The 24,386-nt window shown below is 57.8% G+C and carries 25 protein-coding genes and 1 tRNA gene; 14 read left to right on the top strand and 12 right to left on the bottom strand.

All coding sequences use genetic code 11. The annotated features are described in order from the left end of the window. Positions 1-5 precede the first annotated feature (5 nt). Positions 6-1,529, bottom strand: coding sequence for an amino acid ABC transporter permease/ATP-binding protein (locus S7A_RS17065; RefSeq protein WP_009092515.1), 1,524 nt, complete (start codon positions 1,527-1,529; stop codon positions 6-8). Between the two features lie 462 nt (positions 1,530-1,991). Here S7A_RS17065 and S7A_RS17060 point away from each other — a divergent pair, with 462 nt between their 5' ends. From S7A_RS17060 to argE, 5 genes are all read left to right on the top strand, one after another. Then, positions 1,992-2,909, top strand: coding sequence for a LysR substrate-binding domain-containing protein (locus S7A_RS17060; protein ID WP_009092513.1), 918 nt, complete (start codon positions 1,992-1,994; stop codon positions 2,907-2,909). A 142-nt stretch (positions 2,910-3,051) separates the two neighbouring features. After that, positions 3,052-4,317 (top strand): NAD(P)/FAD-dependent oxidoreductase, encoded by a 1,266-nt coding sequence (locus S7A_RS17055; RefSeq protein ID WP_009092512.1) that lies wholly within the window; start codon positions 3,052-3,054, stop codon positions 4,315-4,317. A gap of 19 nt (positions 4,318-4,336) precedes the next feature. After that, positions 4,337-4,771, top strand: a complete 435-nt coding sequence (locus S7A_RS17050) for a RidA family protein (protein ID WP_009092511.1) — start codon at positions 4,337-4,339, stop codon at positions 4,769-4,771. After that, the gene (locus S7A_RS17045) at positions 4,768-5,442 is read left to right on the top strand and encodes a DUF1028 domain-containing protein (RefSeq protein ID WP_009092510.1); all 675 of its coding nucleotides are present in this window, start codon (positions 4,768-4,770) and stop codon (positions 5,440-5,442) included. Before S7A_RS17050 ends, S7A_RS17045 begins: the two co-directional genes overlap by 4 nt. Further along, the gene (gene argE, locus S7A_RS17040; RefSeq protein WP_009092509.1) at positions 5,435-6,586 is read left to right on the top strand and encodes an acetylornithine deacetylase; all 1,152 of its coding nucleotides are present in this window, start codon (positions 5,435-5,437) and stop codon (positions 6,584-6,586) included. Before S7A_RS17045 ends, argE begins: the two co-directional genes overlap by 8 nt. Before the next feature lie 62 nt (positions 6,587-6,648). Here the strand turns inward: argE and S7A_RS17035 are convergent. The 6 genes from S7A_RS17035 to aspA form a co-directional block, all read right to left on the bottom strand. Further along, a tRNA-Phe gene (locus S7A_RS17035) sits at positions 6,649-6,724 on the bottom strand. 107 nt (positions 6,725-6,831) lie between these two features. Beyond that, positions 6,832-7,407, bottom strand: coding sequence for a transcriptional regulator (locus S7A_RS17030; RefSeq protein WP_009092508.1), 576 nt, complete (start codon positions 7,405-7,407; stop codon positions 6,832-6,834). Between the two features lie 64 nt (positions 7,408-7,471). Continuing rightward, complete coding sequence (locus tag S7A_RS17025; RefSeq protein WP_009092507.1) at positions 7,472-9,184, bottom strand: protein-disulfide reductase DsbD; 1,713 nt, start codon at positions 9,182-9,184, stop codon at positions 7,472-7,474. Further along, positions 9,160-9,474: a divalent cation tolerance protein CutA gene (cutA, locus tag S7A_RS17020; protein WP_009092506.1), complete on the bottom strand. Its 315-nt coding sequence runs from the start codon at positions 9,472-9,474 to the stop codon at positions 9,160-9,162. The genes S7A_RS17025 and cutA overlap by 25 nt, the downstream gene beginning before the upstream one ends. Positions 9,475-9,542: 68 nt before the next feature. After that, the gene (locus S7A_RS17015) at positions 9,543-10,844 is read right to left on the bottom strand and encodes an anaerobic C4-dicarboxylate transporter (RefSeq protein WP_009092505.1); all 1,302 of its coding nucleotides are present in this window, start codon (positions 10,842-10,844) and stop codon (positions 9,543-9,545) included. A gap of 110 nt (positions 10,845-10,954) precedes the next feature. Then, on the bottom strand, positions 10,955-12,391 hold the full coding sequence (gene aspA, locus S7A_RS17010; RefSeq protein ID WP_009092504.1) for an aspartate ammonia-lyase: 1,437 nt from the start codon (positions 12,389-12,391) through the stop codon (positions 10,955-10,957). 327 nt (positions 12,392-12,718) lie between these two features. On the opposite strand from aspA, the gene S7A_RS17005 reads away from it, so the two are divergent. The 4 genes from S7A_RS17005 to S7A_RS16990 all read left to right on the top strand — a co-directional run bounded on the left by S7A_RS17005 (position 12,719) and on the right by S7A_RS16990 (position 16,068). Continuing rightward, positions 12,719-13,180, top strand: a complete 462-nt coding sequence (locus S7A_RS17005; protein ID WP_009092503.1) for an FxsA family protein — start codon at positions 12,719-12,721, stop codon at positions 13,178-13,180. Positions 13,181-13,408: 228 nt separating this feature from the next. After that, a complete protein-coding gene (locus tag S7A_RS17000; protein WP_009092502.1) occupies positions 13,409-13,702 on the top strand; it encodes a co-chaperone GroES in 294 nt (97 codons plus the stop codon). A 48-nt stretch (positions 13,703-13,750) separates the two neighbouring features. Next, positions 13,751-15,400 (top strand): chaperonin GroEL, encoded by a 1,650-nt coding sequence (gene groL / locus S7A_RS16995; RefSeq protein ID WP_009092501.1) that lies wholly within the window; start codon positions 13,751-13,753, stop codon positions 15,398-15,400. Positions 15,401-15,720: 320 nt separating this feature from the next. Next, positions 15,721-16,068, top strand: a complete 348-nt coding sequence (locus S7A_RS16990) for a DUF4156 domain-containing protein (RefSeq protein ID WP_009092500.1) — start codon at positions 15,721-15,723, stop codon at positions 16,066-16,068. Between the two features lie 53 nt (positions 16,069-16,121). On the opposite strand, the gene epmB is transcribed toward S7A_RS16990, so the two are convergent. Further along, complete coding sequence (gene epmB / locus S7A_RS16985) at positions 16,122-17,150, bottom strand: EF-P beta-lysylation protein EpmB (protein ID WP_009092497.1); 1,029 nt, start codon at positions 17,148-17,150, stop codon at positions 16,122-16,124. Between the two features lie 43 nt (positions 17,151-17,193). Between epmB and efp the strand changes: the two genes are divergently transcribed. The 3 genes from efp to S7A_RS16975 all read left to right on the top strand — a co-directional run bounded on the left by efp (position 17,194) and on the right by S7A_RS16975 (position 18,179). Next, positions 17,194-17,760, top strand: coding sequence for an elongation factor P (gene efp / locus S7A_RS16980; protein WP_009092495.1), 567 nt, complete (start codon positions 17,194-17,196; stop codon positions 17,758-17,760). Between the two features lie 51 nt (positions 17,761-17,811). After that, the gene (locus S7A_RS20980; protein ID WP_009092493.1) at positions 17,812-17,943 is read left to right on the top strand and encodes an entericidin A/B family lipoprotein; all 132 of its coding nucleotides are present in this window, start codon (positions 17,812-17,814) and stop codon (positions 17,941-17,943) included. A 101-nt stretch (positions 17,944-18,044) separates the two neighbouring features. Then, on the top strand, positions 18,045-18,179 hold the full coding sequence (locus tag S7A_RS16975) for an entericidin A/B family lipoprotein (protein ID WP_003848302.1): 135 nt from the start codon (positions 18,045-18,047) through the stop codon (positions 18,177-18,179). 54 nt (positions 18,180-18,233) lie between these two features. Here the strand turns inward: S7A_RS16975 and S7A_RS16970 are convergent, their stop codons facing one another. Beyond that, entirely contained in the window at positions 18,234-18,758 is a 525-nt protein-coding gene (locus S7A_RS16970) for a lipocalin family protein (RefSeq protein ID WP_009092490.1), read from the bottom strand. Positions 18,759-18,893: 135 nt separating this feature from the next. Between S7A_RS16970 and epmA the strand changes: the two genes are divergently transcribed. Next, positions 18,894-19,871: an elongation factor P--(R)-beta-lysine ligase gene (gene epmA, locus S7A_RS16965; RefSeq protein WP_009092488.1), complete on the top strand. Its 978-nt coding sequence runs from the start codon at positions 18,894-18,896 to the stop codon at positions 19,869-19,871. A gap of 151 nt (positions 19,872-20,022) precedes the next feature. Here epmA and degS read toward each other — a convergent pair whose 3' ends face one another. The 3 genes from degS to zapG all read right to left on the bottom strand — a co-directional run bounded on the left by degS (position 20,023) and on the right by zapG (position 23,058). Continuing rightward, entirely contained in the window at positions 20,023-21,084 is a 1,062-nt protein-coding gene (degS, locus tag S7A_RS16960; protein ID WP_009092487.1) for an outer membrane-stress sensor serine endopeptidase DegS, read from the bottom strand. An 89-nt stretch (positions 21,085-21,173) separates the two neighbouring features. Continuing rightward, the gene (gene degQ, locus S7A_RS16955; protein WP_009092486.1) at positions 21,174-22,547 is read right to left on the bottom strand and encodes a serine endoprotease DegQ; all 1,374 of its coding nucleotides are present in this window, start codon (positions 22,545-22,547) and stop codon (positions 21,174-21,176) included. A gap of 109 nt (positions 22,548-22,656) precedes the next feature. Continuing rightward, positions 22,657-23,058 carry a Z-ring associated protein ZapG gene (gene zapG / locus S7A_RS16950; protein WP_009092485.1) on the bottom strand — a complete coding sequence of 134 codons (402 nt, stop codon included), beginning with the start codon at positions 23,056-23,058 and terminating at the stop codon, positions 22,657-22,659. A 178-nt stretch (positions 23,059-23,236) separates the two neighbouring features. Here zapG and zapE point away from each other — a divergent pair, with 178 nt between their 5' ends. Continuing rightward, positions 23,237-24,364: a cell division protein ZapE gene (gene zapE / locus S7A_RS16945; protein ID WP_009092484.1), complete on the top strand. Its 1,128-nt coding sequence runs from the start codon at positions 23,237-23,239 to the stop codon at positions 24,362-24,364. Positions 24,365-24,386 lie beyond the last annotated feature (22 nt).

Raw genomic sequence — 24,386 nt, 5'->3', positions numbered from 1 at the left:
ATGGGTTAAGCCAGAGAAACATCCTTCAGAAAGGCTTCCACGCGCGGATGCTCTCCGCTGCGCATTGCCTGAGGCGCGTCATCACAGACCACACGCCCTTTTTCCATAAATACGATGCGGTCAGAGACCTTAAAGGCGAAGTTCATCTCGTGGGTCACGATCACCATGGTGATGCCTTCGTGCGCCAGGGTTTCGATCACCTGCAACACCTCATTGACCTTTTCCGGATCGAGCGCGGAGGTCGGCTCATCAAACAGCATGATCTGCGGGCGCATCATCAGGGCGCGGGCGATAGCCACGCGCTGCTGCTGGCCGCCGGAGAGCTGGTGCGGATATTTCCATGCGTGATCCAGCATGCCTACTTTATGCAGCAGTTCGCAGGCGTGCTGTTTGAGTTCATCACGCGAGGCCAGCCGGTGATAGCGCGGCGCCAGCATCAGGTTGTCGAGGACGCTGAGATGCGGGAACAGGTTAAAGCTCTGGAACACCATGCCGATGCTGAGGCGGTGCTCGGCATGCTCAATGAAGCGCGGCTTCTGCTCGCCCTGCTGGCTGAGATGGATAAAGGGCTGGCCGTTAATGCGGATTTCGCCATTATCGATCTGCTCCAGCCCGTTCAGCAGGCGGATCAGCGTGGTTTTGCCGGAGCCGGACGGTCCGATGACCGACACCACTTCACCCGGCTGGATTTGCAGGCTGACCGCCCCCAGCACCTCAACGTTGTTATAGGCTTTATGCAGCCGTGACGCCTGCAGCGCCGGGCCGCTGCTCTGCGCCACCGGACGGGCGAGCGGGGTGGCTGCGCGACGCTGCGCCAGGGCATAGAGCGCGTCATCCACCTTGCCAGCCGGGCGGCGCTGGGTAACGTCGAGATAGCGCTCCAGCTGTTTCAGCAGAAAATCGAACACCGTCACAATCAGCACGTAGTAGCAGGCGACCGCCGCCATGGTTTCCATGACCAGGAAGTTCTGCGAATAGAGGCGCTGGCCGACCATCAGGATCTCGGTCAGGGAGATCACCGACACCAGCGAGCTGAGCTTCACGATGGCGATATATTCGTTTGCCAGCGCGGGTAGGGCGACGCGCACCGCCTGCGGAATGATGATGCGCCACTGGATACCGGCGAAGCGCAGCCCCAGGGCACGGGCGGCCTCACTCTGGCCTTTTGGAATGGAGAGCAGCCCGCCGCGATGAATTTCAGCGATGTAGGCACTTTCGCTGAGCACCATGGCGATCAGGCCCGCCCAGAAGGGATCGCTGAGCAGGGCGGAGGTGCCCGGTGCGGCCTGCGGCAGGTTGTAGACAAAAATCAGCAGCACCAGCAGCGGCAGACTGCGGAACAGCCAGATATAGCCGCGAGCCGGCAGGCTGAACAGCAGGCGGTTCGACTGCTTTGCCAGCGCGAGCACAAATCCCACGACGATACTGATGCCCCAGGTGAGTAAACTCAGTTTTATGACGGTCCAGCTCGCCAGCCAGAATTCGGCGTCGCTGAACAGGCTGAACATATAGTTCCAGTTAAAAGTCATGAGGCATGTCACTCGCTTAAATAACGCGAATTTCAGAAATAAAAATTCGCCGCTGTCGATTGATTGACACTATGGCGGCTGCGGCTAATTTGAGGCAATTAGTAAATTGCTGCCTTCAGACTTTAAAAAAACTATCCAGTAAAAAAAGAGGGCGCGAAACATACATGGCGCTGATTAATTTAAACAGGGAATCTTTTCCATACGGGAAATTCAATTGTCTCCTCTGTCTGCTCTGAAAAAGAGCAGCCCTGAGCCAAAATGAGGCAATAAAAAATTAAGGCGTATGGGTGACAAAATAAAACCGCTTCCGGCCATGAAATATCAGTCACAAAGCGAATGAAGCGATCCGCGTCGCGTCCGGGGGCGCTGCCCGTTTACGGGGCGCAGGAGTGGCATGACCCTTGCAGCAGAAGAGAACCTGCCAGAAAGTGCGCCAGCCGAGCGCGCTAACAGAGATAATTTATGATGCGATTCACGCTGAAACAGCTTAAGTACTTCGTCACGGTGGTCGAAACCGAGAGCATCGCCGAAGCGTCACGCCAGCTGCATATCGCGCAGCCCTCTATCTCCATTGCCATTAAAAACCTCGAAGATACCTTTGACCAGCAGCTGTTTATCCGCCACCACGCTCAGGGCGTCTCTCTGACGCCGGGCGGTCGCCGTTTCTACGAGAAGGCGCGCGATCTGCTGCGCCTCTCCTATGAGTTTGAACAGAACTCGCGCGCCGAGCATCAACTGGTTTCCGGCACCATCGCCGTCGGCTGCTTTGAGTCGGCCGCGCCGCTCTATCTGCCCAGACTCATTGCCGGGTTTAAAAAAATCTATCCCGATATCACCATTGAACTCTATGACGGCGAGCAGCATGAGCTGATGCATGGGCTGCACCGCGGCCGTTTCGATCTGGCGTTTCTCTACGATCTCGATCTTGACCACTCCATCAAAAAAGAGCCGCTGAACGCGCCGCATCGCCCCTATGCGCTGCTGCCCGCCGCGCATTCGCTGGCGAGTCAGGCGACGGTGACGCTGCAGCAGCTGAGTCGCGAGCCGATGATCCTGCTGGATGCAATTCCGAGCAAAAATTACTTTATCCGCATCTTTAAAGAGAAGGGCTACCATCCCGACGTCGCCTACAGCTCGCCGTCGATTGAGATGGTGCGCTGCATGGTGGGTCAGGGATTAGGTTTTTCCGTGCTGGTGACGCGCCCCTGTTCTGATATGACCTATGACGGGCAGCAATTAATTCATCTTGAGATAGAAGATGAGATGGCGGACTCGACGCTCATTATGGCTTACCTGCAAAATAATGAGCCAACCCGACCGGCGCAATTATTTATGGAGTATTGTCGTCGCGCCGAACTTTTTCCGGTTGCGGCGCGTTAATAATGCGCCTGACGCGCAGCCTAATAAATTCCTATGCAGGTGTTAGCTTTATAATATTTTACCCGCTCTGTCGGCTCAAATAGTCTTGGAAACCTCTCCTATGGTGAATATATCAGCCGGCGGCTGGTTGAAGGACGCGGAAATGACAGAGATGAAAACAGAAATTGATACCCTGGTGATTGGCGCCGGGCAGGCGGGTGTCGCCATGAGCGAACACCTGAGCCGCCTCGACGTTCCGCATCTGGTGCTGGAGAAAAACCGCATCGCCGAGGCCTGGCGCAGCGGACGCTGGGATTCGCTGGTGGCCAACGGTCCCGCCTGGCACGATCGTTTTCCCGGTATGGCCTTTCCGGGATGCGAACCCGACAGCTTCGTCGCCAAAGAGAAGGTGGCGGACTACTTCGTCGCCTATGCAGAGAAGTTTCACGCGCCGATCCGCACCGGCGTCGAGGTGCTGCACGTGGCACGCAACAGCGGGCGCGCAGGCTTTACCGTGCGCACCTCGGAGGGCGTCATTGAAGCGCAGCGCATCGTCGCGGCCACCGGTCCCTTTCAGAAGCCGGTCATTCCGCCAGTCGCGCCGGAGAGCGACCGTCTGACACAGCTTCACTCGGCGGACTATCGCAATCCGCAGCAGCTGCCGGAGGGGGGCGTGCTGGTCATCGGGGCGGGCTCTTCCGGCGTGCAGATCGCCGATGAGCTGCAGCGCGCCGGAAAAACCGTCTATCTCTCCGTGGGTCCGCACGATCGTCCGCCGCGCGCCTATCGTCAGCGCGACTTCTGCTGGTGGCTCGGTGTACTGGGCATGTGGGATGCGGCGGCCAGCCAGCCGGGCAAAGAGCACGTCACTATCGCGGTAAGCGGGGCGCGCGGCGGCCATACGGTGGATTTCCGCGCCCTGGCGCACCAGGGAGTGAATCTGGTGGGCATGACGCAGGCGTTCGACGGCGACACGGTGCGCTTTCAGCCCGACCTTGCGCAGAACATCGCGCGCGGCGACGCCAGCTATCTGGCGCTGCTGGATGCGGCGGATGCCTGGATTGCCCGCAACGGACTCGATCTGCCGGAAGAGCCGGAGGCGCGTCACTTTATGCCCGATCCCCACTGTGTGACTCATCCGCTCAGCGAACTCGACCTTGCCCGCGCGGGCGTGACCAGCCTCATCTGGGCGACCGGCTATGTGGCGGATTACAGCTGGCTGGCGGTCGACGCTTTCGATGAGAAAGGGAAACCGCAGCACCATCGTGGCGTATCCACCGAGCCGGGCGTCTACTTTCTCGGCCTGCCCTGGCTCTCCCGCCGCGGCTCTACCTTTATCTGGGGCGTGTGGCACGACGCAAAATATATCGCTGACCAGATTGCGATTCAGCGCCAGTACCAGCACTACCCGACCGCGTCGTCCTTATAAACCGAGCAGGAGAGCAATGATGCCAACCCATACCCGTATCCGCATGTTCAACACCAAAGAGACCTATCCCAACCAGGCGCTCGACAACGATCTCTGTCAGGCCGTGCGTGCAGGCAACACCGTTTATGTGCGCGGCCAGGTCGGCACCGACTTCGACGGTAATCTGGTCGGGCTGGGGGAGCCTGGCGTGCAGGCGGCACAGGCGATGAAGAACGTGAAGCAGCTGCTGGAAGAGGCGGGCAGCGACCTGTCGCATATTGTGAAAACCACCACCTATATCACCGATCCGCGCTTCCGCGAGCCGGTCTATCTGGAAGTCGGTAAATGGCTGAAGGGCGTTTTCCCGATCTCGACCGGGCTGGTGGTTTCGGCGCTGGCGCAGCCGCAGTGGCTGATGGAGATCGACGTGATTGCGGTGATCCCGGATAACTGGCACGGCCAGGAGGCGCAATGACCCTTTCAATAAGTGCGCGTTGCGAAGAGAGCGGGCAGCTGGGCGTTGCCATCAGCTCCTCCAGCATTGCGGTCGGGGCACGCTGCCCCTGGCTGCAGGCGGGGACGGGGGCGGTCTCCAGCCAGAATATTACGCTGCCCGCACTGGGACAGCAGATTCTGGCGCAGCTGGAAGCGGGTGCTTCAGCGCAGGAGGCGCTGAGGCTGGCCCTGGCGGAGGATCGCTTCAGTGACTATCGTCAGGTCACGGTAATCGATTCCGGCGGTGAGGTGGCCCACTTCAGCGGCAGCGAAACCCTGGGCGTCTGGAAGGTCGCGCAGGGAGAAAACTGCGTGGCGGCGGGCAATATGCTGGCCGACGGCGCGGTGATCGACGCGATGATTGCGGCCTTTCACGCCTCCTCCGGTGAGCTGACCAGCCGGCTGATCGCCGCGCTGCAGGCGGGGATTGCGCGAGGCGGCGAGGCGGGGCCGGTACACTCTGCCGCCGTGAAGGTGGTGGATGACTACACCTGGCCACTGGTGGATCTGCGGGTGGACTGGGCCGATGAGGATCCGGTCGGCGAACTGTCACGCCTGTGGCTCGCCTACGAACCGCAGATGGAGGCCTACGTGACGCGCGCCCTCGACCCGCGCGAGGCTCCGGCCTACGGCGTGCCAGGCGATGAATAGTGCGCTGCGCGAGACGCTCTCGGCCCTGCTCGCCTTCGATACCACCAGCCGCGAATCGAACCTGGCGCTGATCGCTTTTATCCGTGACGCCCTGGCACAGCGCGGCATTACTGCTGAGCTTTTTTATAACGAGAGCGGAACGAAAGCTAACCTGTATGCACGACTGGGACCGGCGGGCGACGGCGGCGTGCTGCTGTCGGGGCACACCGACGTGGTGCCGGTCGAGGGTCAGCGCTGGACGATTCCCCCCTTTGCACTGACGGAGCGCGACGGACGCTGCTATGGCCGCGGCAGCGCCGACATGAAAGGGTTCATCGCCTGCGTGCTTGCTTCGCTGGATCGCTTCCTGGCGCAGCCGCTGCGTATGCCGCTCCATCTGGCGTTTTCCTATGACGAAGAGGTGGGCTGCCTGGGCGTGCGTTCGCTGGTGGCGCACCTGCGGGCGTCGCCGGAGAGACCGGCGCTCTGCATTATCGGCGAACCGACGAATATGCAGCCGGTTTATGGTCATAAGGGGAAGGTGGCGATGCGCTGTCAGGTGCGAGGCCACGCCTGCCATTCTGCCTATGCGCCATCCGGCGTCAACGCTATTGAGCAGGCGGCGAAGCTGATTAACCACATCACCCGCGTCGGTACGGCGCTGCAGCAGACGCAGGATGCGCGGTTCGATCCGCCGTTCAGCACGCTGCAGGTCGGCACGATTCAGGGGGGGGCGGCGCTGAATATTGTGCCGCAGGATTGTCAGTTCGATTTTGAGCTGCGCACGCTGCCCACGGCCGATGCCGGGGCGGTGCTGGAGGATATTGCGGCCTTTGCGCGTCATCAGCTGCTGCCCGCTATGCGGGAGAAGGCACCCGAGAGCGATATTGCTTTTGAGCCGCTGGGAGCCTATCCCGGTCTGTTAACCGATCCACAGAGCGACTTCGCCCGCTGGCTGGCTGACTGGAGCGGCAGCGAGGCCTTCTCTACCGTGGCCTTTGGCACGGAAGGGGGGTTATTTAATGAGGTGGGGATCGCCACGCTGATTTGCGGGCCGGGCAGTATGGCGCAGGGACATAAAGCGGATGAATTTGTCGCGGTGGCGCAGCTTGAACGCTGCATGGCGATGCTGGGTCATCTCTGCGACTGGATGCGTGCCGGTTAATGGCCGTGCCGTTGCGCTACTGCATAAAAGCAAAAACCCGCCAGAGGCGGGTTCTTTAAATATGGTGCCCGAACCCGGAATCGAACCAGGGACACGGGGATTTTCAATCCCCTGCTCTACCGACTGAGCTATTCGGGCAACGGGGCGCATTAAACCGTAAAGGCCGCAGGCCGTCAACGGCTTTCACTAAAAAACCCCGGAAAACGTGACTGATTGCCTGCTTTTCAGTCAAAAGGGGTAAAACCTCAGGCCAGCGCCCCGTTTTTGCGGCACAGCGCGATGTTGTAAACATCTTCCGCCAGGCGCTGAGCGGTGGCGACATCCTGCACGTTGCGCTTCACCAGCAGCTTGCTCAGGCAGCCTTCAAGAATCAGCTCCATCTGGTCGGCGACCATGCTGGGGTTATCCAGACCCTGTTCCACCAGAATCTCATGGGTAAACTGCCAGGAGCCGCGTTTCTGCTGCTCGGCCAGCTGGTGAATGGGCTGATCGGGCTGCGGGTAGAAGCTGCAGGCGGCGATAAACAGGCAGCCCGGAAAACGCCCTTTGCTGACCTGTTCACTCAGGACTTCATAGCGTGCCATCAGCTTCTGATCTGCCGACAGCGACCCATCCAGCAGGATCTGGCGACGCCAGGTTTCAATCTGCTGCCCGTGATAGCGCAGCGCATCGTAGAGCAGGGCGTCGCGGTCGGGCCAGAACAGCCGGAGCTGCTCTGAAGGTAATCCGGAACCCGCCAAATTTTCCAATGAGAGGGTGGCGGCGAGGCCGTTCTGTTCAAGCACATTCAATGCATGCTCGAGTATCTGTTCACGCTGCAAGTGACTCTCCTCTGGTATGCAGGCCCGGCTGTTTTACCGGGCAAAGACCTGACTCCAGTGTTGTTTACGGGGTAAGTTTCTGCAAATGCGCGTGGAAGTCAGCGGCATCCAGAAACCCGGTGATACGCGAACCGGGGATTTCGCGGCCCTGCGCATCAAAGAACAGAATTGTGGGTAAGCCCAGCACCTGAAGATGCTGTAACAGCGCGTTGTCGCGGGCGTTGTTGTCGGTGACGTTGGCCTGCATTAGCTGCACCTGACGCAGGCTATCGCGCACGGCGCGGTCACTGAAGGTATATTTTTCAAACTCTTTACAGGCGACGCACCAGTCAGCATAGAGATCGACCATCGTGATGCGACCGCGGGCCTGCTGCAGCGCACTGTCGAGCTGCTGCGGCGTCTGAAGGGTCTGGAACGGCAGAGGGGTTACCGCCTGCTGCGTGGCCGGGTCGCCAAAGGCCCAGTCCTGCAAGGGTCGCGCACTGATCAGCGCAGCGGCCAGCATGACAATCTGCACGACGCGCCACTTTCCGCTGCTGGCACGCAGGCTGAGGCTGAACGCCCAGCCAAAGAACGCCACGCCAAGCAGACTCCAGAGCCGCCATCCCCACGCCTCGCCCACGATGCGCTCCAGCAGGAACACCGGCAGCGCCAGGATGACAAACCCGAAGCCCTCCTTGACGGTCTGCATCCACGGGCCGCTTTTCGGCAGCAGGCGGTTACCAAATAGGGTCACGGCGATCAGTGGCAGCCCCATCCCGACGGCATAGAGCCACAGCGTGCCGGCACCGGCCCACAGATTTCCGCTCTGCGCGATGTAGAGCAGAATGGCGCTGAGCGGAGCCGTAGTGCAGGGCGAGCAGATCAATCCCGCCAGCGCTCCCATCAGGAAGACGCCGGGCAGCGATCCGCCCCGCTGGCGATTACTCCACAGGGTCAGGCGGGTTTGCAGACTGGCGGGCAGTTGCAGCGTAAACAGGCCAAACATGGAGAGAGCCAGCACGATAAACAGCAGCGAGAGCGTGATGAGCACCCAGGGATGCTGCAGGGCGGCCTGGAAACGCAGACCGGCTGCGGCGACCACCACGCCCAGCAGCGTGTAGGTCAGCGCCATCCCCTGCACGTAGACCATCGCCAGGGCAAACAGGCGTCCCAGCGAATAATGGCGCTGGCCGCCCAGGATAATGCCGGCGATCAGCGGGTACATCGGCAGCACGCAGGGCGTAAAGGCGACGCCGATGCCGATCAGCAACGCCCACAGTGGCGAAAAGGGCAGCGGGCTGGCGGAGGCGGGCTGAACCTCAGGCTTAGGGCTGGCGGGCGCTGGCGGGCTGTCTGCGGCTACCGCATTCAGTGGCACGGATCGCGTCTCCGGCGGGTAGCAGAAGCCGGCAGCCGCACAGCCCTGATAAGTCACGCTGAGCGTGGCACCGGGGCCTGCCTGTTGCAGCGTCACCGGCAGCGTCAGATCCTGCGGATAGATCTCACTCTTGCCGAAAAATTCATCTTCATGCGGCTCTCCGGCAGGCAGCGTCAGGGGCGCGAGGGTCGCATTCTGTGGCGTGATGTGAATCTGCTGGCGATAGAGGTAATAGCCTGACTTCACTTTCCAGTGCAGGTTGAGCTGCGCGCCCTGCTGGTCGAAATCAAACGTAAAGGCCTGGTCGACGGGCACAAAGCGGCCGGTCGCCGGACTGGAAAAGAGGGAAGCGTGCGCCTGCAGACAGACAAACAGCGTCAGCAGAAGCGTTATTAAGCGAGAGATGCGTGCAGCCATGACAAGTATTCACTGTCTCCATGTTGAACCGGCAGTGCCAGCAGTTCGGGCACGTCGTAAGGGTGCGCGGCTTTGAGCAGATCGCACAGTGCCTGCTGATGATCGCTGTCGCACTTCAGCAGCATCTGCACTTCACTGCTCTGCTCAATCCGGCCCTGCCAGAGATAGCAGGAGGTCGCGCCGGGCAGCAGGGTAACGCAGGCCGCCAGCCTGGCTTCCAGCGCCAGGGTCGCAAGCTGTTGCGCCGTGGCCTGATCGGGGGCAGTACAGAGGATAACGACGGCATTCATCCTGTGACTCCTGTGTGATGAAAAGAGCGCCGATGATAGCACGCTCCCTTCATAACACGATGGCGGCACTACAAGAGCAGTCCGCCAAAGATGAAGCCGGAAAGCACCGACAGCGCGATAGCGATAACGCCGGGAATGATAAAGGCGTGGTTGAACACAAACTTACCAATCCGGGTGGAGCCGGTATCGTCCATCTCAACGGCGGCCAGCAGTGTGGGGTAGGTGGGCAGCACAAACAGTGCCGATACCGCCGCAAAGGAAGCAATCGCGGTGAGCGGGGTGACGCCCAGCAGCAGGGCGGCCGGCATCAGTGCCTTGGTGGTCGCCGCCTGTGAGTAGAGCAGCATGGAGGCAAAGAAGAGCACCAGCGCCAGCATCCATGGATAGGTTTTCAGCGTGTCGCCCGCCAGCGTCTGAATCTCTGCCAGATGCGCTTTGACAAAGGTGTCGCCCAGCCAGGCGACACCCATCACACAGATACAGGCACTCATGCCGGACTTAAAGGTGCTGGCGCTGAGGATTTCGCTGGTGTCGAGTTTGCAGGTCAGGCTGATCAGCGTCGCGATGGTCAGCATAAACACCACAATCGCTTCGTTACGTGGCAGCGGCGGATCGGCGATCAGCCCGACGCTGGCGCTGGTGGCGGTGGCATAGAGCACCACGGCAATAATACCCGTCAGAAAAAGCAGCACCGAGCGTTTCGCCCCCGGCTTCGGCTGGTAGACGCTGGCACCCCGCAGGGTAACTTCCCCTTTGGCGAGACGCGCCTGATAAACCTCATCATCTTTAAGCTCTTTGCCGAGGAAGTTAGTGACCAGCGCGGCCAGAAAGAGGCCCACCATCGTGGCGGGGATCGCAATCGCCAGCAGCGTGATGTAGCTGACGCCGCGCGGTTCCAGCAGCGTGGCAAAAAAGACCACGGCGGCGGAGATGGGAGAGGCGGTAATCGCGATCTGCGACGCCACCACCGCAATCGACAGCGGACGGGAAGGGCGCACGCCCTGCTCTTTGGCCACTTCCGCGATCACCGGCAGCGTCGAGAAAGCGGTGTGACCGGTGCCTGCCAGCAGCGTCATCAGGTAGGTTACCAGCGGGGCCAGCAGCGTGACGTGGCGCGGATGTCGGCGCAGCAGGCGTTCCGCCAGGCTCACCAGATAGTCCATGCCGCCCGCCACCTGCATCGCCGCGATGGCGGCGATCACCGCCATGATGATCTCTATCACGTCGAACGGGATAGCGCCGGGTGCCATGCCAAAGCCCAGCGTCAGGATCAGTACCCCCATCCCGCCGGCGAATCCGATACCAATGCCGCCAAGACGTGCGCCCAGCCAGATCGCCATCAGGACGACAAGCAGCTCAACCACAAACATGAATCACTCCTGCAAAGTTAACCGGTGAACTCCGGGAATGCTGTGTACCAAAAAAAAGGCACACCATGTTGATCGCGGTGTGCCTTTGGTTAACCCGCGTGGGTTAAACCCTACTGCTCGTTTTCATCGGTGTAGCGTTTTGCTTTATAAACCGGATACATCAGGTTCTGCACCGAGAAGATATCGTCCAGCTCACTCTCCGTCAGCAGGCCGCGCTCCAGCACCACCTCACGCACACTTTTCCCGGTTTCGGCACAGATTTTGCCGACGATGTCGCCGTTGTGGTGGCCGATGTAGGGGTTGAGGTAGGTCACGATGCCAATTGAGTTGAAGACGTAGGCTTCGCACACCGCGCGGTTAGCGGTGATGCCGTTGACGCACTTCTCCAGCAGGTTGTAGCAGGCGTTGGTCAGGATGCTGATCGACTCGAACAGCGCCTGGCCGATCACCGGCTCCATGACGTTAAGCTGCAGCTGACCCGCTTCGGAAGCCATGGTCACGGTGGTGTCGTTGCCAATCACCTTGAAGCAGACCTGGTTAACCACTTCCGGCACCACCGGGTTCACTTTGGCCGGCATGATGGAGGAGCCCGCCTGCAGCTCAGGCAGGTTGATTTCATTCAGGCCGGCGCGCGGACCCGAGGAGAGCAGGCGCAGGTCGTTACAGATTTTAGAGAGCTTCACCGCCAGGCGTTTCAGCGACGAGTGAACCATCACATAGGCGCCGCAGTCGGAGGTCGCTTCAATCAGATCTTCCGCCGGAATGACCGGCAGGTTGCTGACTTCCGCCAGACGCTGCACGGCCAGATGCTGATAGCCATCCGGCGTGTTGAGACGGGTACCGATGGCGGTCGCGCCAAGGTTGACTTCCAGCAGCAGTTCGGCGGTGCGCAGAATGCTTTTGGTCTCTTCGTTCAGCAGCACGCTGAAGGCGTGAAACTCCTGCCCCAGGGTCATCGGCACCGCATCCTGCAACTGGGTTCGGCCCATTTTCAGGATGGTCTGGAATTCATCGGCTTTGCGCTGGAAGCCTTCAGACAACTGGCTGATGCCATCAAGCAGTTTCAGCAGCGAACTGTAAACCGCGATACGGAAACCGGTCGGGTAGGCGTCGTTGGTGGACTGGCACTTGTTTACATGGTCGTTGGGGTTGAGATACTGGTATTCCCCTTTCTGGTGGCCCATCAGCTCAAGACCGATGTTTGCCAGCACCTCATTGGTGTTCATGTTGACCGAGGTCCCGGCGCCGCCCTGATAGACATCCACGGGGAACTGATCCATACAGCGGCCCTTGTTCAGCACTTCATCGCAGGCCTGAATGATGGTATCGGCAATGTTACGCGGGATGGTCTGCAGCTCTTTGTTAGCCATCGCTGCTGCTTTTTTTACCATCACCATACCGCGGACAAATTCAGGTATGTCGCTGATTTTGCTGTTGCTGATATAAAAATTTTCAATCGCACGCAGAGTATGAACGCCATAATAGGCATCCGCCGGAACTTCGCGCATACCTAACAGGTCTTCTTCGATACGAATGTTGTTCGCCATGATAACCTTCTTGTTGTTGCCGCTAACCATCACAAAGGATGTGTTTATTTTGTCGTGGTGTGCCCGTGCCGACATATTATCCGTCTTCATAGAGGCGTGTGCGATCATATTCTGATGCCCGGGAAAAGCACGCATGCAGATCGCTAATGCTGCTGCCGGGTTAACGATATGTGAAGTTGGTTACAAAATTAACCCCGCAGGATAAATTTGACAGGATCGGTTGAAAAGGGCGGCGCGGGTGCCCATCTCTTTTCTTATCCTCCTCAGGATGAACGCTTTCTGCTGACCGGCACGCTGCCGTTCAGCCTCTACTTACAGGAGAGTACGGTGCGCTGGATACCGTTATTAGTCTTTTTTGTTCTGGCCTGGATTGAGATTTCACTGTTCATCCAGGTCGCGCACGTCATGGGCGTGCTGATGACCATGCTGCTGGTGGTGTTCACCTCCTGCATCGGGGTCTCGCTGGTAAAAAATCAGGGCATGAAAAACTTCATGCTGATGCAGGAGAAGCTGGCGCGTAACGAAAGCCCGGCCACGGAGATGATCAAAAGCGTCTCGCTGATCATCGCCGGTTTCCTGCTGCTGCTGCCGGGCTTCTTTACCGATCTGCTGGGCCTGCTGCTGCTGCTGCCCCCGGTTCAGAAGCATCTGACGCTGAAGCTGATGCCCCATCTGCGCGTCTGGCGCGGGCCGGGAGCCGGACCGGACAGCGGCTACACGATGGACGGCGAGTTTGAGCGTAAAAACAGCGATCGCCTTGAGCATCACGACGATCACCAGGATCGTTAACCGCCATTGTCACCACTGAAAGCGCAACCTCCGGGTTGCGTTTTTTATTTGTGCCGTCGTCTGTTTAAAAAAACATCACTTATGGCTTCCATAGAAAAAATTTGTTGTTCGCCCCCTTGAAAGCGGGTGGGGATGGCCCTATCTCACAGGTCACGAGGCCGGAAGCCATGCAGCCCGGTGTTCAACCCCAAAACTGAATGATTGGACTTCTCAAAGGAGAGCTATCACATGAAAATTCGTCCATTGCACGATCGCGTCATCGTCAAGCGTAAAGAAGTTGAAGCTAAATCAGCTGGCGGCATCGTGCTGACCGGTTCTGCAGCCGGTAAATCTACCCGTGGTGAAGTTCTGGCTGTCGGCAATGGCCGCATCCTTGAGAGTGGCGACGTTAAGCCGCTGGACGTGAAGGTTGGCGACGTGGTGATCTTCAACGAAGGTTACGGCGCTAAAACCGAAAAGATCGACAACGAAGAAGTGCTGATCATCTCTGAAAGCGACATTCTGGCGATTGTCGAAGCGTAATTTTTTCGCGTAACTCACTGAACGAAACGAATTTAAGGGACAATTGAAATGGCAGCTAAAGACGTAAAATTCGGTAATGACGCTCGCGTAAAAATGCTGCGTGGCGTGAACGTACTGGCAGATGCAGTAAAAGTTACCCTGGGCCCGAAAGGCCGTAACGTGGTTCTGGATAAATCTTTTGGTGCACCGACCATCACTAAAGATGGCGTGTCCGTTGCGCGTGAAATCGAACTGGAAGACAAGTTCGAGAACATGGGCGCGCAGATGGTGAAAGAAGTGGCCTCTAAAGCGAACGACGCTGCAGGCGACGGCACCACCACCGCGACCGTACTGGCGCAGGCTATCATCACCGAAGGTCTGAAAGCCGTCGCCGCGGGTATGAACCCGATGGACCTGAAGCGCGGTATCGACCAGGCCGTTGTGTCTGCCGTTGAGAAACTGAAAGCGCTGTCTGTACCTTGCTCAGACTCTAAAGCGATTGCGCAGGTAGGTACTATCTCTGCTAACTCCGATGAAACCGTGGGCCAGCTGATTGCTCAGGCGATGGAGAAAGTGGGTAAAGAAGGCGTGATCACCGTTGAAGAAGGCACCGGCCTGCAGGACGAGCTGGATGTGGTTGAAGGTATGCAGTTTGATCGCGGCTACCTGTCACCGTACTTCATCAACAAGCCAGAAACTGGTGCGGTTGAACTGGAATCGCCGTTCATCCTGCTGGCTGACAAGAAAATCTCTAACATCCGTGAAATGCTGCCCGTGCTGGAAGCCGTTGCGAAAGCCGGTAAACCTCTGCTGATCATCGCGGAAGATGTTGAAGGCGAAGCTCTGGCAACGCTGGTGGTCAACACCATGCGCGGCATCGTGAAAGTGGCTGCGGTTAAAGCACCAGGCTTCGGCGACCGTCGTAAAGCCATGCTGCAGGATATCGCTATCCTGACCGGCGGTACCGTCATCTCTGAAGAGATCGGTATGGAGCTGGAAAAAGCTGCGCTGGAAGATCTGGGTCAGGCAAAACGTGTTGTGATCAACAAAGACACCACCACCATCATCGACGGTGTGGGTGAAGAGACCACCATTCAGGGCCGTGTTACCCAGATTCGTCAGCAGATCGAAGAAGCGACCTCTGACTACGACAAAGAAAAACTGCAGGAGCGCGTCGCGAAACTGGCAGGCGGCGTAGCCGTTCTGAAAGTGGGCGCAGCCACTGAAGTTGAAATGAAAGAGAAGAAAGCGCGCGTTGAAGATGCACTGCACGCAACCCGTGCTGCTGTCGAAGAAGGCGTGGTTGCAGGTGGTGGTGTGGCGCTGGTTCGCGTTGCAGCACAGCTGTCAGAGCTGCGTGGTCAGAACGAAGACCAGAACGTCGGTATCAAAGTTGCGCTGCGCGCGATGGAAGCACCACTGCGTCAGATCGTCTCTAACGCCGGTGAAGAGCCTTCTGTTGTGGCGAACAACGTGAAAGCGGGCGACGGTAACTACGGTTACAACGCGCAGACTGAAGAGTACGGCAACATGATCGACTTCGGTATCCTGGACCCAACTAAAGTGACCCGTTCTGCGCTGCAGTACGCGGCCTCTGTTGCGGGTCTGATGATCACTACCGAGTGCATGGTTACTGACCTGCCAAAAGGCGACGCACCTGATTTAGGCGCTGGCGCTGGCGGTATGGGTGGCATGGGCGGTATGGGCGGCATGATGTAATTGCCGTTGACTGCCTGAGTCACAAAAGAACCCCCGACCGGAAACGGCCGGGGGTTTTTCTTTTGGGCAGGAAAATAGTATAAGTAGTGGCGCAATCGTACGTCTTTCCTCCTGATATTTCCCGTTGTCTGCACGCTGTCTGCAGTTGTCCGGCTGAATTCACTGATGTTCAGTTCATTCTTCAGGCAGGCAGAGTCGCCGAGATGTAACATGAAATATTGAGGGGATATAACGGGATTAAGGCAATGAATGTGCAGAAAAAAGTGCTTTTTTTCTGCTACGCTGCCACCCGACTCTGATGATAATAAATGGGGATTACAATGCGGATTAACCTCTTGCCCGGACTGACGGCTGGCGTGTTATTGCTGGCGGGCTGCAGCAGCTCCACGCAACTCTCTTCGGCAGGCGAGCGCGTGACGTTTACCGATCAGCAGCCTGCCAGTTCCTGCCAGCTTCTGGGCAACCTTACCGGCTCACAGAGCAACTGGCTGAGCGGTGCAGGCGGTGAAACCAGCGCACTGCGCGGTGCAGCTAATGATCTGCGCAATCGCGCCGCGGAGATGGGCGGCAATGTGATTTATGGTGCCACCAGCCCGACACAGAATCTGCTGTCTGCGTTCGCGCCTCTGGACAGCAAAATGACCGGTCAGGTCTACAAGTGCCCATAATGTGGCATAGGTAGTACAGCGAATCTCAGCGGCCAGCCTTGTGCTGGCCGTTTTTATTCCTGACGCAGCTGTAAATCCAGCGGCGTTTTACTCGGCTCTCCGCCAATTTCCCGCGCCAGTTTCGGCACCAGATAGCCGGAAACCTGTGACAGTAATGCCCGCACCAGCTGGCGCGCCTCATCGTCAGACACAAAGAAATGTGCGGCACCCTGCACCTTATCCAGCACGTGCAGATAGTAGGGCAGAATGCCCGCATCAAACAGGGCATTGCTCAGGGTGGCCAGCGTCTGCGCATTATCGTTCACGCCCCGCAGCAGCACACTCTGATTCAGCAGGGTGACACCGGCCCGCTTCAGGCTGCTCATCGCCTCACGCAGCGCATCATCAATCTCCTGCGCATGGTTGATGTGCGTCACCATCACCACCTGCAGGCGGGTCGCGCGAAGCATCTCACAGAGCTGATCGGTAATGCGTGCCGGAATCACCACCGGTAAACGACTGTGGATGCGCAACCGCTTCAGGTGCGGGATCTTTTCCAGCGCGGCAATCAGCCACGCGAGTTCATGATCTTTCGCCATTAATGGATCGCCGCCGGAGAAGATAATCTCATCCAGTTCCGGATGATCGGCGATATAGTCCAGCGCCGCCTGCCAGCTTCGCTTATTACCGGGATTATCCTGATAGGGGAAGTGACGGCGGAAGCAGTAGCGGCAGTTGACCGCACAGCCGCCTTTGACCAGCAATAATGCCCGGTTGCGGTATTTATGCAGCAGTCCGGGCACCGCGTTACTTTGTTCATCGAGCGGATCGGTGCTATAACCAGGCGTATCGATGAATTCCTGACGCTGCGTCAGAACCTGAAGCAGCAACGGGTCGTGCGCATCGCCTTTTTTCATCCGGCTGATGAAGGCATGCGGAACGCGCAGAGCGAAAAGCCGCCGCGCATCCGCGCCAGCGGCCAGCTCAGGATGCTGTTCCAGGGCTAAAATACGCAGTAATTCATCAGGTTCAGTGACAACATCAGCAAGTTGCTGCAACCAATCTTCTCTGGAAGGTATTTTTAGGGTTACAATGTGTGCCATTTTTTTGGCTTAGTACCAGTATCAATTTTCGTAGAGGGCCTTCATGGCGACTTATTCTAGCAACGATTTCCGTCCCGGTCTTAAAATCATGTTCGAAGGCGAGCCGTATGCCATCGAATCCAGTGAGTTCGTTAAACCGGGTAAAGGTCAGGCATTCGCACGCGTTAAAATGCGTCGCCTGCTGACGGGTTCTCGCGTTGAGAAAACTTTCAAATCCACCGACTCCGCCGAAGGCGCAGACGTAATGGATACCAACCTGAGCTACCTGTACAACGACGGTGAGTTCTACCACTTCATGCACCAGGAAAGCTTTGAGCAGTTCCCGGTTGAAGAGAAGACTGTGGGCGAAGCAGCGAAATGGCTGCAGGACAACGCAGAATGTATCGTTACGCTGTGGAACGGTCGTCCTATCGCTGTTCAGCCGCCGAACTTTATCGAAGCTGAAATCGTGGAAACCGATCCAGGCCTGAAAGGTGACACTGCCGGTACCGGCGGTAAACCTGCCAAGCTCTCTACCGGCGCGGTTGTAAAAGTGCCACTGTTCGTTCAGGAAGGCGAAGTGGTGAAAGTTGACACCCGCTCTGGCGAATACGTGTCACGCGTGAAGTAAGATTCGCAGGCGCATCTCCGGATGCGCCTTTTTCTTGTCTGAGAGAAAAAAATGAAAAAGCTGGCAAAATTAATCGCATTCGCGTTGCTGGTCTCCTCTGCATTAAGTGCCTGCAACACATTCCACGGTTTTGGCGAAGATGTCTCCCACTTAGGTGGTGCCATTTCGCGTGCGGCAAAATGACCTTAACGGCTTCTCCTTTTTAAAGTTCTGCGGCAGCATCCGCCGGAAATCCGGCTATGCTTAAAGCGCTGTACTTTACATCCATCAAAAAGGACATTGTCATGTTAAAGAAAAGTATTGCCGCGATCTTCTCTGTACTGGTGCTCTCTTCACTGCTGACGGCTTGCAACACTACGCGTGGCGTGGGTGAAGACGTCGAAGCGGGTGGCCAGGCGATTCAGAACAGCACGAAGTAACCTGTTATTACAGCCGGTACGAAAACGGTTTTGTACCGGCTTATTCCCTCTGCACTATTTCTGTTTCACCCAGATTAACTCATCAACCGGGAAGCCATCACGGCGCGCCTGATCAACCAGTTTCTCTTTGACGCCCGGCTCCAGCTGCGGTGTGCGCGACAGTATCCACAGGTAGTGGCGATTCGGGCCACACACCAGAGCATAGCGGTAGTCGGGATCCAGGGCGATAACGTTGTAGCCGCCGTAGAAGGGGCCAAAGAACGAGACTTTCAGGGCGGCGCGCTGCGGCTCACCGGTGAAGTAGGCCTTACCGACGCTCTCCTGCCAGCGCTGTTTTTTCATGTTATAGCCACGATTGATCACTTTCAGGCCGCCATCTTCACGCGGGCTGTAGTTAGCCGTGACCTGCTCCAGACCGCGTTCAAACGGATGATTGAGGCGGGCAATCTCATACCACTGACCGAGATAGCGCTGGCTGTCAAAGTTCTCAACAACCGTGACGTTTTTAGGTGGCGTGGTGCTACAGGCAACGGAGAGAAAAGCGCTGAGGCTGGCGACAAGGGTTTTCCATAGAGACATAGCGGGATTCCTTTGTGATTTAACTGCTTAAGTATAGAAGCCGAAGCGCTGTTTTTGGCATCGCCGGCATGAGATTGTTTGCCGCAGGCATTGCAGGTAGACTTCCACCCCTTATTTGTATCAGGAGTCATCACCATGAGCGAAACGGCAAGCTGGCAACCAAGCGCATCCATCGCCAATTTGTTAAAACGCGCCGCGATTTTAGCGGAAGTGCGTCGTTTCTTTGCCGATCGTGGCGTACTGGAAGTGGATACGCCGGCGATGAGCCAGGCTACTATTACCGATATCCATCTGGTGCCTTTCCAGACGCGTTTTGTCGGGCCTGGTGCGTCGCAGGGGCGCGATCTCTGGCTGATGACCAGCCCGGAATATCATATGAAACGCCTGCTGGCAGCGGGCAGTGGTCCGATCTATCAGATGGGGCGCAGTTTCCGCAATGAAGAGGCGGGACGTCATCATAATCCGGAATTCACCATGCTGGAGTGGTACCGGCCGCACTACGACATGTACCGTCTGATGAATGAGGTGGACGATCTGCTGCAGCAGGTGCTGGAGTGTGACAGCGCAGAGTCGCTCTCCTATCAGCAGGCCTTTATCCGTCACCTGGATCTGGATCCGCTGTCGGCAGATAAAGCGCAGTTGCGTGAAGCGGCAGAGAAGCTGGGCGAAGGCGAGCTGGCGCGTGCAGAAGAGGATCGCGATACGCTGCTGATGCTGCTGTTTATGCTGGGCGTGGAGCCGAAGATTGGCCAGGACAAACCCTGCTTCGTTTATCATTTCCCGGCTAGTCAGGCGGCACTGGCGGAGATCAGCACCGAAGATCACCGCGTAGCTGAACGTTTTGAGGTCTATTACAAAGGCATTGAGCTGGCGAACGGTTTCCGTGAGCTGACCGACAGCCGCGAGCAGCGTCAGCGGTTTGAGCAGGATAACCGTCGCCGTGCGGCGCGCGGTCTGCCGGTCCATCCTATTGATACTTATCTGCTGGATGCACTGGCGCACGGTATGCCCGCCTGTTCCGGGGTCGCGCTGGGTATCGATCGGCTGATTATGCTGGCGTTAAAAGCAGAGTCACTGAGTGAGGTGATCGCCTTTCCGGTTGATCGCTGCTAATCCGTGACTCACAGACGATGACGGAGCAGAGGGGAAGGGGTGGCCCGGATGAAGAGCAAAGCGTCCGAGCCAGGATGGCGAGGCCGACCGCCAGGGATGGCGGCCTTCTTTGCGATCAGCCGGGCCACCCCTGACCGGGCACCCGTTTCAGTTAACCACTGTTATCAGGGAATTCCTGAATGGTGACCGGCAGCGTCAGTTTCTGATCGTTGCGCAGCACCTGCACATCAATCACGGAACCGGGACGAATCTCTGCCACCTGATCCATGGTCTCCTGCGCCGAGATGGCTGGCTTACCGTTTACGCTGAGCAGTACATCGTTGGCCTGAATCCCGGCCTTGTCCGCCGGTCCATCCGGCGTCACCACGCTGACGATAATGCCCTGAACCCGATCCAGATTGCTGCCCTGTCCATGCAGCGGCGGCAGCTCACGACCGGTAATACCGATATAGCCGCGGATCACCCGACCATCACGAATCAGTTTATCCATGATCTTCGAGGCTAAAACGGTGGGGATGGCGAAACCAATGCCTTCCGGCGTTTCGCCATCGTTACTTTTATCAAAGGTCAGGGTGTTGATACCCATCAGCTCGCCAAGCGAGTTAATCAGCGCACCACCGGAGTTACCCTGATTGATTGACGCATCGGTCTGCAGGAAGTTCTGGCGGCCTGATGAACTCAGTCCAACCCGACCCGTAGCGCTGATAATGCCCTGCGTCACCGTCTGCCCCAGGTTATAGGGGTTGCCTATCGCCATCACGACATCACCGATATGCGCCTGGCGATTGGGATTGATCGGGATGACAGGCAGGCCGGAGGCGGTGATCTTCAGCACGGCCAGATCGGTCATGCCGTCGGAACCGACCAGCGTGGCCTCAAAGAAGCGGCCATCCTGCAATGCCACGATAATCTGATCGGCATTATTGATGACGTGCTTGTTGGTCAGGATGTAGCCTTTGGCATTCATGATCACCCCCGAGCCCAGGGTGGTAATGCCACGGTTGTTGTTGCCGTGGGCGCTCCGGTTATAAACGTTTACAACGGCAGGCACGGCGCGGCGCACCCCCTGATTGAAGCTGAAGGGCGTTTCGTTGTTGATATCGTCGTGGTTATAGAGGGCGTCGCTGCCCATACGCAGTGCAGGCAGTGCTGCGAGCAGAATACCCGCCACAATCAGGCCCAGCACTACGGCACGCAAAAGTTTAAGAAACATGGTGTTAAATCACGCCAGAGGAGATCGCTGGGCAGAATAACATGAGAGCGGCGGACACACACGCGCTTGTGTCCGCCATAATGCGAGGTTTATCTCAACAACAGATAGATACTTTCATCGCCGCGCACCACGTTCAGTGCCAGAACCGGCGGTTTGCCTTCCAGTATCTTGCGCATCTCAGCCAGGGTCTGAACCCGGTTGCGGTTTACGCCGATGATCACATCATCTTTCTGCAGGCCAACCTGTTCAGCCGGTGTCCCTTTTTCGATGGTGTCGACCTTCACGCCTTTGTCGCCGGTTTTGGTCTGTCCATCACTCAGGGTGGCACCCTGCAGGGCCGGAGACATCAGCTGGGCGCTGGCGGTGGTCTGAGCGCTCTGCTCCAGCGTAACGGTGACCGTCACCGGTTTGCCTTCGCGCAGCAGGCCAAGCTTAACCTGTTCGCCTGGTGGGGTCGTGCCCACTTTTACCCGCAACTCAGCGAAGCTGGTAATCGGCTTGTCGTTGATAGAGGTAATGATGTCGCCGGACTTGATGCCCGCCTTCTGTGCGGCAGACTGCGGTAACACTTCCGAAACGAAGGCGCCACGCTGCACGTCGACATTGAATGCCTTCGCCATGTCGGCCGTCATTTCGGTGCCTTTAATACCCAGCTGACCGCGCTTCACTTCGCCAAATTTGATCAGCTGCTGCGCGAGGTTCATCGCCATATCGCTCGGGATAGCAAAGCCGATGCCGATATTGCCGCCGCTGGAGGCCAGAATGGCGGTGTTGATCCCAATCAGCTCGCCGTTCAGGTTGACCAGCGCACCGCCGGAGTTACCGCGGTTAATCGCGGCATCGGTCTGAATAAAGTTTTCCAGCCCCTCCAGGTTAAGGCCGCTGCGGCCCAGCGCAGAGATGATACCGGAGGTCGCCGTCTGGCCCAGACCAAACGGGTTCCCGATTGCGACCGCAAAATCACCCACTTTCAGCTGGTCGGAGTCCGCCACTTTAATCTGCGTGAGATTTTTCGCGCCCTGGATCTGAATCAGGGCGATATCGGTCTGTTCATCATGACCGATCAGTTTGGCTTCATACTCACTGCCGTCGCCAAGCTGCACATTGATTTTGTCGGCACCGTTCACCACATGATTGTTGGTCAGCACGTAGCCTTTCGCGGCATCAATGATCACGCCCGAGCCCAACCCTTCAAACGGCTGTGGCTGATTATTCCCGCCAGGCATCTGACCGAAAAAACGTTTCAGAGGCTCAGGGATATCCTGAGCCTGTTCGCCGGAATCGGTGCCTTCCACGTGAACGCTGACCACGGCAGGCAACACTTTTTCCAGCATCGGTGCCAGGCTCGGCAGCGGCTGGCCCGCAATTTGTGCCGGCAGCGTTGCCATCGCGTCTGGCGCGGCGGCAAGGCTCATCCCGATACTCAAGGCTAATGCGCTAAACAGGCGTGCTTGTTTTTTCATTGCTACAACGCTCTCGCTGCAAAGTGGGAGGATTTAATGAGTGTGACAGTCGTTTGTGGTCAGGGTTCGCAAAAAACAGTGGGCGCAGACAGGCTGCGCCCCAAAAAGATTAGTCGCGGGCAGGGCGCTCGCCACGCAGTAAACCGGATGCGCCTTCAGAGTAGTCGCGCGGCATCTGCACCGGCACCTGATCGTTGTCAGCTTCTGCTTCAGTCAGCTGATAGGCAAAAGGATTCTGCTGACCCGGCAGATTCGGCAGCAGATCGTTAGAGCCTTTCGCCATGTGCTGATAAAGCTGACGATAGTCACGCGCCATGTTGTCCAGCAGCTCGGCGCTCTGTGCGAAGTGGTTCGTCAGCTCTTCGCGGTAATCGGCCAGCTCGGCCTTCGATTTTTCCAGTTCATACTGCATGCTGCGCTGCTCACGCAGCTTTTTGTTGCCGAAACGCATGGCGACTGCGCCGACAATAATACCTACCACTAAACCAATTAGCCCGTATTCCCAGGTCATAATGACTCCCGTGTTTTTTCCATTGTTCCGTAGGGCGTTGCACCATTTCAATAATAGTCACTATACCCGTTAATCTTATGGATGTGGAACTCCGGAGCAGCATGGCTTAGTGTAGAACGGCCTTTTTTTCAGCAACCGTGGTATGAATCAGACACTATTCAGGGACTTTGAAACAACAATGCAAACCTCATCTCCGCTTGCACGTTATGAGCAGGCGCTGTCGCAGGGCGAATTCAGGCCCGATGACGTACAACGTGAAGCGATTACCCGTTTAGACGCCCTGCAGCAGGCGCTGGTTGCCCGGCAACAGGCTGCCGCGCCCGCCTCATCCGGCCTGCTGGGTCGCCTGTCGAAATTGATCGGTAAAGAGAAAAATGCGACGCCCCAGCCTGTTCGCGGACTCTACATGTGGGGCGGCGTCGGGCGCGGCAAAACCTGGGTCATGGATCTCTTTTTTCAGTCTATTCCTGGCGAACGCAAACTGCGCCTGCACTTCCACCGTTTCATGCTGCGGGTGCATGAAGAACTGACGCAACTGCAGGGGCAGAGCGACCCGCTGCTGATTATCGCGGACAAATTCAAAGCGGAAACTGACATCCTCTGTTTCGATGAATTTTTTGTCTCCGATATCACCGACGCGATGCTGCTGGGCACGCTGATGGAAGCGCTGTTTGAGCGCGGCATCGCCCTGGTGGCAACCTCGAACATTCCGCCGGATGACCTCTACCGCAATGGCCTGCAGCGCGCGCGTTTTCTGCCGGCTATTGAGCAGATAAAACGGCACTGTGATGTGATGAATGTGGATGCCGGCATCGACTACCGGCTGCGGACACTGACCTCGGCGCATCTGTGGAACTATCCGCTCAACGAGGCCACCCACACGGAGATGGCGCGCATGTTTAAGGCGCTGTCGGGCAGCCAGCCGGAGGAGGCGCCGGTGCTGGAGATCAACCATCGCCAGATGCCGACGCTGGGCGTCAGCGACGGCGTGCTGGCCATCAACTTCACGACGCTTTGCGGGGAAGGGCGCAGCCAGCATGACTACATCGCGCTTTCCCGCCGTTTTCACAGCGTGCTGCTCTATGACGTGCCGGTAATGATCTACAAAACCGAAGATCAGGCGCGCCGTTTCCTGGCCCTGGTTGACGAATTTTATGAGCGTCACGTGAAGCTGGTCGTGGCCGCAGAAACCTCGCTGACCGAGATCTATCAGGGGACGCGGCTGAAGTTTGAATACCAGCGCTGTTTATCGCGGCTTCAGGAGATGCAGAGCGAAGAGTATCTGCGCCTGCCGCATCTGCCGTGAGAATAATCAGGATAAATACCGA

The organism is Pantoea sp. Sc1 (assembly GCF_000255315.1).
GTDB lineage: Bacteria > Pseudomonadota > Gammaproteobacteria > Enterobacterales > Enterobacteriaceae > Pantoea > Pantoea anthophila.
Note: the sequence above shows the minus strand (reverse complement) of the source record. Positions and strands in the feature narration are given on the sequence as shown.

Excerpts from the sequence above, each read along its gene's own strand:
- groL (WP_009092501.1), top strand. The coding sequence starts at position 13,751 with ATGGCAGCTAAAGACGTAAAATTCGGTAATGACGCTCGCGTAAAAATG.
- zapE (WP_009092484.1), top strand. The coding sequence starts at position 23,237 with ATGCAAACCTCATCTCCGCTTGCACGTTATGAGCAGGCGCTGTCGCAG.
- cutA (WP_009092506.1), bottom strand. The coding sequence starts at position 9,474 with ATGAATGCCGTCGTTATCCTCTGTACTGCCCCCGATCAGGCCACGGCG.
- efp (WP_009092495.1), top strand. The coding sequence starts at position 17,194 with ATGGCGACTTATTCTAGCAACGATTTCCGTCCCGGTCTTAAAATCATG.
- S7A_RS17015 (WP_009092505.1), bottom strand. The coding sequence starts at position 10,844 with ATGTTTGTGGTTGAGCTGCTTGTCGTCCTGATGGCGATCTGGCTGGGC.
- S7A_RS16975 (WP_003848302.1), top strand. The coding sequence starts at position 18,045 with ATGTTAAAGAAAAGTATTGCCGCGATCTTCTCTGTACTGGTGCTCTCT.
- S7A_RS17000 (WP_009092502.1), top strand. The coding sequence starts at position 13,409 with ATGAAAATTCGTCCATTGCACGATCGCGTCATCGTCAAGCGTAAAGAA.
- epmA (WP_009092488.1), top strand. The coding sequence starts at position 18,894 with ATGAGCGAAACGGCAAGCTGGCAACCAAGCGCATCCATCGCCAATTTG.
- degS (WP_009092487.1), bottom strand. The coding sequence starts at position 21,084 with ATGTTTCTTAAACTTTTGCGTGCCGTAGTGCTGGGCCTGATTGTGGCG.
- degQ (WP_009092486.1), bottom strand. The coding sequence starts at position 22,547 with ATGAAAAAACAAGCACGCCTGTTTAGCGCATTAGCCTTGAGTATCGGG.
- S7A_RS16970 (WP_009092490.1), bottom strand. The coding sequence starts at position 18,758 with ATGTCTCTATGGAAAACCCTTGTCGCCAGCCTCAGCGCTTTTCTCTCC.
- S7A_RS17050 (WP_009092511.1), top strand. The coding sequence starts at position 4,337 with ATGCCAACCCATACCCGTATCCGCATGTTCAACACCAAAGAGACCTAT.
- epmB (WP_009092497.1), bottom strand. The coding sequence starts at position 17,150 with ATGGCACACATTGTAACCCTAAAAATACCTTCCAGAGAAGATTGGTTG.
- S7A_RS17060 (WP_009092513.1), top strand. The coding sequence starts at position 1,992 with ATGATGCGATTCACGCTGAAACAGCTTAAGTACTTCGTCACGGTGGTC.
- argE (WP_009092509.1), top strand. The coding sequence starts at position 5,435 with ATGAATAGTGCGCTGCGCGAGACGCTCTCGGCCCTGCTCGCCTTCGAT.
- aspA (WP_009092504.1), bottom strand. The coding sequence starts at position 12,391 with ATGGCGAACAACATTCGTATCGAAGAAGACCTGTTAGGTATGCGCGAA.
- zapG (WP_009092485.1), bottom strand. The coding sequence starts at position 23,058 with ATGACCTGGGAATACGGGCTAATTGGTTTAGTGGTAGGTATTATTGTC.
- S7A_RS17025 (WP_009092507.1), bottom strand. The coding sequence starts at position 9,184 with ATGGCTGCACGCATCTCTCGCTTAATAACGCTTCTGCTGACGCTGTTT.
- S7A_RS16990 (WP_009092500.1), top strand. The coding sequence starts at position 15,721 with ATGCGGATTAACCTCTTGCCCGGACTGACGGCTGGCGTGTTATTGCTG.
- S7A_RS20980 (WP_009092493.1), top strand. The coding sequence starts at position 17,812 with ATGAAAAAGCTGGCAAAATTAATCGCATTCGCGTTGCTGGTCTCCTCT.
- S7A_RS17055 (WP_009092512.1), top strand. The coding sequence starts at position 3,052 with ATGACAGAGATGAAAACAGAAATTGATACCCTGGTGATTGGCGCCGGG.
- S7A_RS17065 (WP_009092515.1), bottom strand. The coding sequence starts at position 1,529 with ATGACTTTTAACTGGAACTATATGTTCAGCCTGTTCAGCGACGCCGAA.
- S7A_RS17045 (WP_009092510.1), top strand. The coding sequence starts at position 4,768 with ATGACCCTTTCAATAAGTGCGCGTTGCGAAGAGAGCGGGCAGCTGGGC.